Source organism: Nostoc sp. JL23, from assembly GCF_017115065.1.
Lineage (GTDB): Bacteria > Cyanobacteriota > Cyanobacteriia > Cyanobacteriales > Nostocaceae > Nostoc > Nostoc punctiforme_A.
Genome location: NZ_JABXKN010000065.1, coordinates 1 through 11,484, shown reverse-complemented (window position 1 = coordinate 11,484; position 11,484 = coordinate 1). Strand labels below are relative to the sequence as shown.

13 protein-coding genes and 3 pseudogenes are annotated in these 11,484 nt (G+C 39.8%); 8 read left to right on the top strand and 8 right to left on the bottom strand.

Going from position 1 to position 11,484, the window contains the following annotated elements:
• The coding region (locus HWQ42_RS13200; protein ID WP_292812652.1) for a DUF3775 domain-containing protein at nucleotides 1–188 on the top strand (188 nt) is incomplete at its 5' end.
• A gap of 554 nt (nucleotides 189–742) precedes the next feature.
• Here the strand turns inward: HWQ42_RS13200 and HWQ42_RS13195 are convergent.
• From HWQ42_RS13195 to HWQ42_RS13185, 3 genes are all read right to left on the bottom strand, one after another.
• Nucleotides 743–1,855, bottom strand: a complete 1,113-nt coding sequence (locus tag HWQ42_RS13195; RefSeq protein WP_292812650.1) for a HAMP domain-containing sensor histidine kinase — start codon at nucleotides 1,853–1,855, stop codon at nucleotides 743–745.
• A 565-nt stretch (nucleotides 1,856–2,420) separates the two neighbouring features.
• Nucleotides 2,421–2,975 (bottom strand): pentapeptide repeat-containing protein, encoded by a 555-nt coding sequence (locus HWQ42_RS13190; RefSeq protein WP_292812648.1) that lies wholly within the window; start codon nucleotides 2,973–2,975, stop codon nucleotides 2,421–2,423.
• 425 nt (nucleotides 2,976–3,400) lie between these two features.
• Nucleotides 3,401–3,538: a diguanylate cyclase gene (locus tag HWQ42_RS13185; protein ID WP_292812646.1), complete on the bottom strand. Its 138-nt coding sequence runs from the start codon at nucleotides 3,536–3,538 to the stop codon at nucleotides 3,401–3,403.
• Nucleotides 3,539–3,624: 86 nt separating this feature from the next.
• Between HWQ42_RS13185 and HWQ42_RS13180 the strand changes: the two genes are divergently transcribed.
• Nucleotides 3,625–3,855, top strand: a complete 231-nt coding sequence (locus HWQ42_RS13180; RefSeq protein ID WP_292812643.1) for a response regulator — start codon at nucleotides 3,625–3,627, stop codon at nucleotides 3,853–3,855.
• A gap of 245 nt (nucleotides 3,856–4,100) precedes the next feature.
• On the opposite strand, the gene HWQ42_RS13175 is transcribed toward HWQ42_RS13180, so the two are convergent.
• The 3 genes from HWQ42_RS13175 to HWQ42_RS13165 form a co-directional block, all read right to left on the bottom strand.
• Entirely contained in the window at nucleotides 4,101–4,304 is a 204-nt protein-coding gene (locus tag HWQ42_RS13175; RefSeq protein ID WP_292812641.1) for a hypothetical protein, read from the bottom strand.
• A gap of 114 nt (nucleotides 4,305–4,418) precedes the next feature.
• Nucleotides 4,419–5,150: a DUF4198 domain-containing protein gene (locus tag HWQ42_RS13170; RefSeq protein WP_292812657.1), complete on the bottom strand. Its 732-nt coding sequence runs from the start codon at nucleotides 5,148–5,150 to the stop codon at nucleotides 4,419–4,421.
• Nucleotides 5,151–5,635: 485 nt separating this feature from the next.
• Complete coding sequence (locus HWQ42_RS13165) at nucleotides 5,636–5,833, bottom strand: hypothetical protein (RefSeq protein ID WP_292812638.1); 198 nt, start codon at nucleotides 5,831–5,833, stop codon at nucleotides 5,636–5,638.
• Nucleotides 5,834–5,876: 43 nt separating this feature from the next.
• On the opposite strand from HWQ42_RS13165, the gene HWQ42_RS13160 reads away from it, so the two are divergent.
• The 5 genes and pseudogenes from HWQ42_RS13160 to HWQ42_RS13140 all read left to right on the top strand — a co-directional run.
• Nucleotides 5,877–6,071, top strand: a complete 195-nt coding sequence (locus HWQ42_RS13160; protein ID WP_292812636.1) for a transposase DNA-binding-containing protein — start codon at nucleotides 5,877–5,879, stop codon at nucleotides 6,069–6,071.
• A 17-nt stretch (nucleotides 6,072–6,088) separates the two neighbouring features.
• Nucleotides 6,089–7,261 (top strand): IS4 family transposase, encoded by a 1,173-nt coding sequence (locus tag HWQ42_RS13155; RefSeq protein ID WP_292812633.1) that lies wholly within the window; start codon nucleotides 6,089–6,091, stop codon nucleotides 7,259–7,261.
• Between the two features lie 10 nt (nucleotides 7,262–7,271).
• A pseudogene (locus tag HWQ42_RS13150) lies at nucleotides 7,272–7,640 on the top strand (transposase); the annotation flags it as partial.
• 206 nt (nucleotides 7,641–7,846) lie between these two features.
• Nucleotides 7,847–9,310, top strand: a pseudogene (locus HWQ42_RS13145) (ISLre2 family transposase).
• 243 nt (nucleotides 9,311–9,553) lie between these two features.
• A pseudogene (locus HWQ42_RS13140) lies at nucleotides 9,554–10,046 on the top strand (transposase); the annotation flags it as partial.
• 125 nt (nucleotides 10,047–10,171) lie between these two features.
• Here the strand turns inward: HWQ42_RS13140 and HWQ42_RS13135 are convergent.
• Both HWQ42_RS13135 and HWQ42_RS13130 read right to left on the bottom strand, forming a co-directional pair.
• Complete coding sequence (locus tag HWQ42_RS13135) at nucleotides 10,172–10,432, bottom strand: hypothetical protein (RefSeq protein ID WP_292812631.1); 261 nt, start codon at nucleotides 10,430–10,432, stop codon at nucleotides 10,172–10,174.
• A gap of 54 nt (nucleotides 10,433–10,486) precedes the next feature.
• Nucleotides 10,487–10,750, bottom strand: a complete 264-nt coding sequence (locus tag HWQ42_RS13130; RefSeq protein ID WP_292812654.1) for a hypothetical protein — start codon at nucleotides 10,748–10,750, stop codon at nucleotides 10,487–10,489.
• A gap of 97 nt (nucleotides 10,751–10,847) precedes the next feature.
• Here HWQ42_RS13130 and HWQ42_RS13125 point away from each other — a divergent pair, with 97 nt between their 5' ends.
• On the top strand, nucleotides 10,848–11,414 hold the full coding sequence (locus tag HWQ42_RS13125; RefSeq protein WP_292812629.1) for a transposase: 567 nt from the start codon (nucleotides 10,848–10,850) through the stop codon (nucleotides 11,412–11,414).
• Nucleotides 11,415–11,484 lie beyond the last annotated feature (70 nt).

Here is an 11,484-nt window from a genome sequence, read left to right as displayed (position 1 = left end):
TAGCCCTTATATGGCTTGGTCAATATGTATCCTGTGAACAACCATCAGACTTAAATGATTTAACTGCACAAGCACTACATATCATCCCTCAAAACTATACAACTAGCTATATTGTCGAAAAGGCTTTCCTAGCTAAATATCTTCGCTCCGGGCTGAAAAAAATAAATAATAACCACTGCAACAATTAAGTTGAGTAGCTGCGTGCGGTCTTTTCTATCTAATAACAGCTTTTAATGATGATGTCGCTCCTTGTCTGGAGATATACGACCTAAAAATGCAAGATAAAGTGGATATTTTGGTTGAGCAGTAAACTCATAACTATTGAAGAAGAATTCAGAAGTCAGAATTCAGGAATCAGAATCAAGACGCGACGCTCTCTACGAGACGCTAAAAGCGAACGCGGACCCGCTAACGCTGCGCTATCCGCTTTTTCGGTCAAAATTCATTCTGTTAGCGGATAGCTAAGGTTTAGCCCATTCTGACTCCTGACTCCTGAATTCTGTTCGATAACATCTATAGCCTTGTTAAATAGTTGAGTCTTAACCTTAGTTCCCGTTATGCTTTGGAAATACTAACAACATATAGTTGATTTTTAGCAAGTCTAAACATTTTGGGAGTGGTAAATATGTAGTGATAATAGAGATTTAGTAAATAAAATTATTTCTTTTTATCCAAAGCTAAAAAGACTAGAAAAATAGTTGGAGTTTACATAAGTGAGCGCAGCGAAGATGGAGCTAGAGGATTATGTAGTGGGGAGAGGGGAGGAGGCTTTGGGTAAATCAATTGAGAAGACACATCCTTGATGGGGGATATCCCGAACTGAGAGTATACCTTTGTTTAACGATACGGCGCGTCGTGAGATTGTCAGCCCAATCCCCAATCCTGATTTATCTGTTCCTATCTGAGAAAAAGCCTTAAAAAGTTCTTCCGCCTCACCAGGGGGTAGTCCTCCACATTGATCCTCTATTTCAAGCAAAACACGTCCACCTACAGCCTTACCGCGTATCCATACAATCCCACCCTGCTTGGTGAACTTAATGGCATTTTGAACCAGATTCGATAAGGCAGATATTATTAGGTGACGATCTATTAAAACCTCCAATTCCGGTGCTACCTCAACACGCACCTCAATTGATTTCCCACTTGCTTCAAACCATGCAGTAGCTTCAACTTCACTGACTAGGTGAATAACTCGACATCTCTTATATTGTCCGGTTGATTCGTTCCGCAGTCGCACCTCAACAAGTGAACGATCAATAATGTCTCTCATACGCTTATGGGCATTTTCAAGAATACGAGATGTACTTCCATTGGCTCCGACTTTCCCTGTGATTATAAGTTGGGAAGCTAAACTAGCAGAGGTCAACGCATTTCGCAACTCATGTGCTAGAAATCCAAGACGTAGAACCTCATCCCGCTCTGCATTCTCGCGCTGACCTCGATTAAACTCTGTAACCGCTTCAGCAATAGCGATATCGAGGCAGAAATTTAATCGATTGAATTCACGAGGGGATGTTATTTCACTACTATTTTCCTGAATATACTGAGTGATAGCTTGACAAAGAGCGCCGTAGCCATGAACAACCTGAGAAATGCTGTAGCCAAGTTTTAACGACTCTTTCCCCCGGCGCTCTGCTGCGGCTCTGTGAACACTTTCTATAGAATTGTTATCTGGTTCCCTAGATTCATCTATATCAGCATCAGCACGTAATACCTCAATGAGTTCATCGTAGAACACAGGTAATCCTCTTTCCATTTCGTCGCTCGAACTCATGGAATCACCAAGACCCGTGATCTTTTTTGAACACAAGGTGAGAATTTCGTCACGTTCTGCTAAGAGAAATCTATGTAACATTATGAATGTTCTTAATTTTAGACTTATTCTAGCATCAGGATATCGCTAGAACAGCGATTGCCCAAGGGGCAGTGGCAGAGCCAATCGCATCCACCCCGATCCACCGCAGAACAATTTCTCATCCCCTCGCCGAGGCTAAATATTTAACCCAGATTATGCACGTCATTTTGTAGTATAAAAAGCAATACAAAAATCTGGAAATAGTTACTGAATTATCCGAGTATAAATACTAAATCTCTATTAAGCTAAAACATATCTAATTTGCAGATGAAAATTTTATCAATATTTTGTGGGGTAAGCAACATGAGCGCCCTGATTATGCAACTTAAATGCCAATTAGCTTATCACTAACAACATTTTTTCATTGTCTAGGCTGAATAATGCTACTGTTACAATACCAGATGTTGCTGAGGATAATGGTATTATGAACATCATTAAGATAGTGTTAATTACTGCCTGAACAAACGTTGGATAAACAACTTATTTGTCAGGCAGTAATTATCTATAATCGCAGCCCCATTATTGCCTTGATATATAAACTTAGGTTAAAAATCACTCAAGTCACTTAATCGTGAACTGTTCCATCGGGCATTTTCGTTCCAGTTAATCCGACTCTCCGCATATTTGCCCCGTCCATATCTGCGCCAGTCAGGTCTGCCTTATCTAAATATGCCCCGTCCATATCTGCACCAGCTAGCTTTGCTCCTTTCAAGTTAGCTTCACTCAGTTCCGCTCCCCTAAGATCCGCTCCGGTGAGGTCTGTCTCACCTAAGTTTGCCCCCCTCAAGTTGGCTCCACCTAGCTTGACACAGCTTAAATCAGCTCCACTTAAATTTGCTCCCGTCAAGTCTGTTCCACTCAGGTCTGCATTAACCATTTCCGCACTAATTAGGCATACTTCAATCATTCGTGAATCAGCAAAAGTTGCCTGATTCAGTTTCGCCTGACTAATATGTGCATCAGTCAGATATGCTCCCTTTAAGTCTTTACCAATCAAGTCCGCTCCCTTTAGGTGTACCCCAATCAGATTTGCATTAGTCAGACAGACCTGAATTAAGCTTACGTTACTAAAGTCCCGTTCTCCTGCTGCGTATCGTCTCAGAAGTTCTGGAGTTTTCATAAGAAAAAGCAATGATTGCTTATTGAAAGTTAAGTAAATTCTATCATTTAAGCCATGAGTTTATTGTTAACTAATGTAAATATTTATCAATTATCCTCCGAAAGCGATGCCTGCGGCGGGCTACGCCTACGCTCATAAGAGTAACTAGCAACTTGGGTTATATCTGCGAAACAGGCTTCAAGAACTAAATATTTTCTCTTCTGCTTTCTCCTAAAAAATCGTCAGGACAACAAAAGGAATTTCAGGACAGGGAATGGCGTAGGCACAGCCCGCCGATGATGAGTAAGCATTTTTGCCCTAACTGTTCAGACATTTTACTCCGTCATGTACGTTTGGGAGAACTTTACTGGCGCTGTAGTTACTGCTATCAGGAAATGCCTGTTTAGAAAACGGGGTGGTACGCTAACGTGCCATCATCTGTAGCTTTAATCTCTTGTACATAGTATTACTTGACAATTACCACGTCTGCGATCGCCTACCTGATGACCATAAGTATCGTTGTAAGATTTGAAGAAATCAACATCAAGGAGTATGAGAGACAAAGGCTGTTGCAAGCTTTCCATTCGCCGCTACTCCTGGTGTATATACTCTTCAAATTGCCGACGGTTAGCTAGTTGAATTAGCGTAAAAAGCTACTTGTTCTCAAAAAATGTTAATAAAAAGTGTTATTAAGCGTATATTGATTTGTGACGATGTGGCTGATAACTCTTTTCTTCTAAAAACAATTTTACAAGCAGAAAACCGTTTGATTGAAATCGTTGATTCAGGTGCAGCAGTGCTAGCTCACCTTGAAACAGCCCCTGACCCACCTGACTTGCTAATACTAGATATAATGATGCCAAAAATGGATGGATTTGAAGTTGTTCGTCACCTCCCTTGATCGACTAAATTTCAATTTATTCCGATTTTGCTAGTGACAGGTTTTGATAAGGATTCATTTGTAGGTTGTTCCGTTGTCTGACTTTTCACGGGATGTGGAAAAGAAAGAGTGGTTTGCGATAATCTACCGTGAACTACTTGCTATTCTTTATTATATTTGGAAGTTTCTTCAACTAAATCTTCTAAACCCTGTTTGAGAGCCTCAATTGAACGATCTAAAGCTTCAATTTTAGTCCTTGCAGTAATTTATTCAATGGCATTTATGTAGGCAAGACTACCAGCCTTACCTAAATGCTTGTACAAGGATAGCTTGCCATTACTCCGAGTCGGAAATATTGGTGTTGTAGCATATAGTTTATAGTACCAGTAAAGTTCTTTGCGCCCCTTTGCTAGGTAACGAGCTATTCTAGCAATGTGGTGGCGCAACAGGCATTGAATTGTGTATGGCAACGAGTGTTACCCAACAAATGTTAGAGAATGTTGAGTTTCGTTCCTTAACCCAACCTACGCAAATTTATTTTTCTGGCTTAACCAAGCGCATTGAGAGTAATTCGTAATTAAGCTTTAAGCGAAAAACCTTTTTTTGTATAATCCCAGCAATCCAACTATGCTAAGACCAAGTAATGCCGATGGATCGGGTACAGAAGTTTTTTGTGCTGTAAAGCCAGTTTCGTAAGAAATACTAGGGCTAGTAGCTGAAACAACTCTGTAACTAGCCTCTATTTGTTGTAATCCTTCATCACCAATCGGAACCAAATAAGTACCATCTTGGTCGCCAGTTAATTTTTTGCCTAAATATTCTACTGTCACATCTGGAATTTGCTTTCCTTGATAAAGAACTTGAACTTTCAAGTTTTCTCCTGGTTTGACTACAAGAGGATTTTCTAATGAGATGATTTCTAAAGGCAAGTTGAATGGTTGAGCCAGAGTGTCAGACCAATCGTAAAGAGCTTTAGTATACTTCAGATAATGGCTAACATCTTGATATTGTCCAATTTCTTGTTCGGAAATACTGCGAGATTCCCCGCCTACATTAGCATAATAGCCATTATCAAAAAACGCAGTTAATCCGGTGATTTCACTATTAGAAGTTAGAGATAGTCCGTCTTTTTTTTGATTTATATCAAACGGAAGTATTTGCCTATTAGAATCATAAGCTGTAGCTTTCTTAAATTTAGATGTCTGGTAAGTTTCTGTCCCGTCTTCTGGATGCCCAAGCAAGAGGTTATATTCTCCATTTTCATAGTCAAACCAAATAATATGTGCTGAAACTGGTTGAATAAATAAAGGTAACATTGTCACTGCTAATAGTAATTATTTCCATCTTTTAATTAGTATCTAAATATTCCTAAATCAGGTGTTAAATAATTAAAACCATAATATTTAATAATTTACAATCCCCCCGTCAGGGATATTTATGATTAAGAACAGGAGCTTTTTTATTTATTAATAAGAAGTAAACTTTTCTTGTTAGCTGAAATCCCAAATATACCTCTAAATAAATACTTCGTTTATGGGATTGACTTTTTAACCTAAATAAGGTTTTTAAAAAAGCTATGACAGGATACAGCTATCCCATCAACGGCTATTGAGCAGGCGATAAGCCTACGGCATGGCAACTCTTAGATACGCTCTGCGTTCGCTTACCTCTACAACCAAAGCCTGCGAATTTATCGCAATGAAGCTAAAAGTTATTGCTCACAAGGCTGTAAACGTCGCCCCAAAATTTACCCCTTGATGACGAAACCCCAGCATGAATTACGAAAACAATTGCAAACTGCTTAACCATAATCGTTTCGGCTTTTCTTAGTGCCATTCGGGTCAATATCATCTACCTGCTCGTAAACGCAACGACGCATCAACCGAAAGTGGAAAATCATGAAGTTAAGCAACAGTTGCTCTGGTGAGTAGGGAATCTGACTTTTCCTGTTAAGTCTTGAAAAGCTTGCCCACAAAGGATTTAGGAAACAGTACAGCATATACGGTACAGTAATTGAAATCGGGTGTTAAAGGTGACGAGCAATGCTGGACTGGTGGGAGAAAAATTTTGCAACCTGTGAACTAGGCGATCGCCGATTAAATGAGCGTGCAATGTCAATTGGGTATGCTTTAAGTCAAGGATTTGGCAAGGCGCTGTCAGAAATCTTCAGTGGAGCAACTGTACTCAAGAGAGCTTACGAGTTTTTGCCAACCCCAAGGTGGAATTTGCCAAACTAATAGAGCCACACTGTCTGATGACAGCGGAAACTGTTGCAGAATACGATGTAGTGCTGTGTGTCGGAGACACTACTTTTCTTGATTATGGCAGTATTGTGTCTAAAAAAGAAGGTTACGGCCCGATTGGTAAGGGAGGTAACGGTTTAATATTACACAGTGCTTTAGCCATAGAACCAGAAAAAGGTCAGTCCCTTGGTCTGTTGTGGCAGAAACTTTGGAATCGAGAGCCAAAACAAAAACCACCAAAAGATGAAACCTCAACGCAAAAGAAAAAACGGCAAGCACAAGCTCGTAAGTCAGCCCGAAACCGCTCTTTTGAACAAAAAGAATCTTACAGATGGGTAGAAGCACTTACCACTGTAGAAAACCTTGTGAGTCAGCACACACGAGTGATTCATGTTTTCGACCGAGAAGGTGATATCACAGAAGTTTTCGATAAAGTCCGTCAACTTCAGCACACGGGAGTTGTCGTTCGTGCGGCTCATAACCTTAGTTTAGATTCCGAGAGTGAGCGTCTTTGGTCAAAGCTAGAAGCGCAACCTACCAGTTTTGAAAAAGAAATCGAATTACCTCAGACCAGCCAGCGTTCTGCCCGCAAATCCAAGCTGGCTATACGATTTTGTCCCGTGAATCTCCGTACTCCTTACCGCTTTGACAACCGTGACCCTCTACTGGTGTATGCTGTTTATGCAACGGAAGTTGATTGCCCAGAGGGTGAAACGCCTGTAGAGTGGATGTTACTAACTACCGAAGTTGTCGCAGATATCCAGATGGCTTCTACGATTTTACGTTGGTATTCTTACCGTTGGCGTGTAGAAGAATATCACAAAATTTTCAAATCGGGTTGTCAGGTGGAACGATACAGACTCGCCGCTGATGGGATGAAGCCTTTAGTTGGTTTTTTGAGTGTGATTGCTGTAGAACTATTGCAATTGGCTTATCTACATCGTACCCAGCCAACTGCCGACGCTATTAAAATTCTCAATCCCCTTCAGCTTCGCATTTTGAAAGCTAAATCACTCAAACTACCCAAGATATTAACAGTTAGTTGGGCTGTGGAAGCGATCGCTCGTTTAGGTGGTTACTTAGAACATCGACATAAAACCCCTATTGGCATCCAGGTACTGTGGCGGGGGTGGTTAAAATTGCATGACCTATGTGAAGGTTGGCAGCTTGCTAGAGAGACTTAACGGGAAAAGTCAGGTTGATATTGGATTAGGAACTTTAGTCGCAACTAATGAACGAGTTACTCAAGCGATTGAACCGAGCATTATTGAGTTAAGTAGTTGGGTAAAACAGACACAACCTAACATTCATGTGGATGAAACACCTTGGTCAGTTAAAGGAGTCAAAGAATAGCTGTGGGTAGTTGCCAATTCTGAGTTCTGCCTGTTTACTGCGGCTGATACTCGTTCACGATCCGAATTAGAAGCAATTTTAGGCACTCAATATCAAGGTGTAATCTCTTCCGACGATTTTAGTGTTTACAATGGCTATCCAGTTTTTGCCCAACAGAAATGTTTGGCTCATCTACGCCGCCACTTTAAAAAATTAATTCAACTTCCAGGGGGAGCAACGCGATTTGGTGAGGTTGAGCAAAAAAGGTGCGATCGCTAAAAACCTATTTCCCTGTACTTAGGATATTTACTACCTTAAATTAAGCATCAATACTGGTTAAACTTGTAGATGATTTTAGGATACAAAAAAAGGTAGGATTCCCCTTGGAGTAAAGGTTTTGATATCTGACATCAAAACAAAAACAGGGAATGCTTACCATGAAAAATAATATATATTGTACTTTTGATTTAAGCAAATCAGTGTCACACTTTCAAGAAAAAGTTACGAAAATTTTAGAATTAACGAATATCCCAGAATGGAATGGACAAACTTTCAAATTACGTGAAAAACAAATTAGGGAATCGGCATTAATTTTAGCAGGAGAATGTATTGCTTTGTTGCTTCATGACTTGTTTAAATCTCAAGAATTTTTACACAAAACAATGCAGGAAACTCAGGGATGGTGGCACAATAAAACGCGAAAACACGGTTGTAAAAAACGGCAAATATTAACAGTTGGTAATGTCGCATTAACTTTAAATCTACCGTATGTAGTTGAAGGTCAGACTCAATCAAATAAAAATAAAAAATCTACTCATGTTGGATTCTGCCCATTCTTAAGATATTTAGGAATGTCCGAAGGTTTAACTCCTGGAGTTTTATCGACTATTGCCCGATATGGTGCAATTGCTGGCTCGTTTGAGGCAGCACGGACAACATTAATTGATTGGGGCATAAATATCAGCTTAAGACGCATAGAACGGCTAACATATTACTTTGGCAAAATTGGTATAAATTTACGTGAATCAAAAATAATAAGTTTAGAGCTTGGTAGTTTACCTACTAGTAATATTCTTAAAGTCCAGCGTGTTGTTATTGCTGTAGATGGCGGTCGTACACGGATTCGGATTAATAAAAAAGGTAGGCGTAAGGTTAAGACTAATCGTGTAGGCTTTACAGGAGAATGGATTGAGCCAAAACTATTAACAATTTATGTAGTGAATGAGCAAGGTGAAAAAATCAAGAATGGAGAGATTCCAATTACCAATGATGGAACTTATAAAGGATATCAAGGATTTTTGCAGATATTAGAAATGTACTTGGTTAATTTAGGTATTAGTCAAGCGAAACAGGTTTTATTGATTGCGGATGGAGCAGAATGGATCTGGATACATATTCCCCCTTTACTCAAAAAGTTAAAATGCCCACCTGAAACTTATCAGTTATTAGACTTTTTTCACGCTGCGTCACATTTACAAGATTTTGCTGATGCTACTTTTAGCACAAATAATGAGCGTCAACAATGGTTTCAAAAGGCTCGAAAAAGTTTAAAAAAAGGTCAGGTACTAGATTTAATGAGAAATATGGGTGAATTTATTTTTGAGGCGAACGGAGAGCGCCTTAAAATTTTAGTACGAGAGTGAAACTATATTTTAAAAGCTTACCGACGGAGGCTTTTAAAGTATAACGAAGTCGCGTCTCTAAAATTACCTCTTGGTAGTGGTGCTGTTGAAAGTTTGATTCTTCAAGTTGTTAATTTACGTATGAAAGGTAATAGTAAGTTTTGGCTTCAAGATAACGCAGAAATTATGTTGCACCTCCGTTGTCAATGGATAGCTAAAAGTTGGGATAATTTTTCTGATTCTATCTTTAATTCGTTTATCAAACCTCAAACTGCCTGATAAATTTTATACTTCAATTCGGCATTTAATTGATTTACTGCCATAATTGATACCAAGTCTTAAAGATTTATTGCAGATATATTTGGAAATAATCGTCAAATAACTTACTAGCAATCTTTTTGAGATATCTTATTAAGATAATTTATTGTGCAATTACGTATGTTAATTGCAAATAAAATCACCTCATGCAGAAATGTAAGTTTTAGCGATCGCTGGTTTTTGATCCGACCTCACAAAATCGCGTTGCTCCCACTTCCAGGTCTTCACAACCAGGCTATTGGGGAAGTTTTTGTTGATTTAATTGATGAAGCCTTTAAAAATTACGCTCTTCGGGTTTGAAACTCTTGACTCCACCAGTTACAACGACTGGGTAAATCAATTCAAATCTAAGTTACAACAAACGCTCAATCAGTGGATTGACAAGGCAGGAGCCACAGCAGGCCAGCTTTTACGTTCTTTACGGGATAAAGCTTCTCAATGGTGGTATTTTCTTGAAAATCCTGAAGTCCCCCCTGATAACAACTTAGCTGAACGATCGCTGCGTTTGGCTGTGACAAAACGTAAGGTGAGTGGTGGTTCCCGTTCAATGGAGCGGTTTCAACACACTGCCAATTTGTTGACGGTAGTGCAAACCTGTCGTCGTCAAGATCGGTCTGTGATTGATTTTTTTGTACAAGCTCTAATTGCTGCTTCTAATAATTATCTGTCTCGCCCTTCTTTGCTTCCCCAATATTAGACCTGAATCCTTACAAAGAACGTAAAAGTTGGACTGCTGTAGCTGCTGCCAAGTTAATCCATTGATCGTAAGGATTCAGGTCAAGAGGTATTGACAAATGTGACATCTGAGGCGGAATATCACAATTATGGGAAAAGACCTGCTTCTGAAATTAGAGCGTGAAACCCTTCTCCAGTTAGCTCCGGAACAACTGGTGGACATAATTGTTGAGCAGGCGATCGCCATAGAGAAACTGAACTCCAGAATTTTAGAACTCTTACGAAAAAGTAGAGAAACTCAAGGTCAGTAGAGATAAAGATGTGCAAAACATCATCGAAACCACCATCGGGAGATATCCTCAAAAAAACAGAGAACAAGCCGATCGCCTCAATGTCCCAAGCTCTCACATTATGCTTTCAGTGACAGATATCGCAGGACTCTCTAATATGGCGAATGTATTGTTATTGGTAGCAGGAAGGAGAGCTTTTCACCCAGACATTATGGTTATGATAAAAATCACCATGCTGTTCTAATGTAAACCCACCCAGCAATAATCCCAACCATACTTCTACCATCGGCATTTGCAACACACGTTGCAGTTTAACTAAAGAAATCTCATCTTTGACATTTATCAGGTAGTTAGCGATGGCGCTCTGCCATTTTTGGACATCCTCATCTGATGCCAAATTGCGAACATCTTCTAAAGTTGTCACCTCATCGAGCATTGCCAAAACATTCGCTTTTTCAACAGGTGCTGCTAGAGAATCACCCGATTCAGTAGGATATGAAAATTGGTGTGGCCGTGTGGTTTAAAGGTTTGTGGTGTTTCCGGTTCAATCAAATCATCTAAATCTAGGTGCATTGTTAGTATTAGCTGCACTGTTGGGTAGTGCAATTGAGCATGGGCTTTCTCCAGACATGATTATTCTTAGCGACAAAGCGAGGCAGTTTCCGATTCTGGTACATGCTTTGTGCTGGGTTCATGCAGAACGAGGCATTCGTAGCTTAAAAGGGGTTACGGCTCAACAGCGCCTTGAAATTGAAGAAGTTACTCTTGCGTTATGGGAGTATTACCGTCAACTTAAAGCTTACCGTGACTCTCCAACAGATGCCCAAAAACAGCGACTAACAGAACGCTTTGATGAGATATTTGATAAACGTTACCATCGTCACTATGGTCTGAACTTGGCGATGAAACAATTCTGTGCCCATAAAGAGGAATTACTTCGAGTCCTTGATTCTCCTCTTCTCCCATTGCATACCAATGCTGCTGAGGCTGATATTCGAGAGTATGTTACCCGACGCAAAATCAGTAGTGGCACTCGCCATGATGATGGTCGTCGTGTCCGTGATCTTACGGGGGGACAAAAAGGGCTAGGATGCAGATAAAATAAGCTTCATAGCCCTTTGTCCTTGTTGGTAGTACTTACGTTTATTAGGATTTAATCTCAATAATTCA

Excerpts from the sequence above, each read along its gene's own strand:
- HWQ42_RS13155 (WP_292812633.1), top strand. The coding sequence starts at position 6,089 with ATGACAGCGGAAACTGTTGCAGAATACGATGTAGTGCTGTGTGTCGGA.
- HWQ42_RS13185 (WP_292812646.1), bottom strand. The coding sequence starts at position 3,538 with ATGGAAAGCTTGCAACAGCCTTTGTCTCTCATACTCCTTGATGTTGAT.
- HWQ42_RS13170 (WP_292812657.1), bottom strand. The coding sequence starts at position 5,150 with ATGTTACCTTTATTTATTCAACCAGTTTCAGCACATATTATTTGGTTT.
- HWQ42_RS13190 (WP_292812648.1), bottom strand. The coding sequence starts at position 2,975 with ATGAAAACTCCAGAACTTCTGAGACGATACGCAGCAGGAGAACGGGAC.
- HWQ42_RS13130 (WP_292812654.1), bottom strand. The coding sequence starts at position 10,750 with ATGCTCGATGAGGTGACAACTTTAGAAGATGTTCGCAATTTGGCATCA.
- HWQ42_RS13165 (WP_292812638.1), bottom strand. The coding sequence starts at position 5,833 with ATGCTGTACTGTTTCCTAAATCCTTTGTGGGCAAGCTTTTCAAGACTT.
- HWQ42_RS13195 (WP_292812650.1), bottom strand. The coding sequence starts at position 1,855 with ATGTTACATAGATTTCTCTTAGCAGAACGTGACGAAATTCTCACCTTG.
- HWQ42_RS13180 (WP_292812643.1), top strand. The coding sequence starts at position 3,625 with ATGTTAATAAAAAGTGTTATTAAGCGTATATTGATTTGTGACGATGTG.
- HWQ42_RS13160 (WP_292812636.1), top strand. The coding sequence starts at position 5,877 with ATGCTGGACTGGTGGGAGAAAAATTTTGCAACCTGTGAACTAGGCGAT.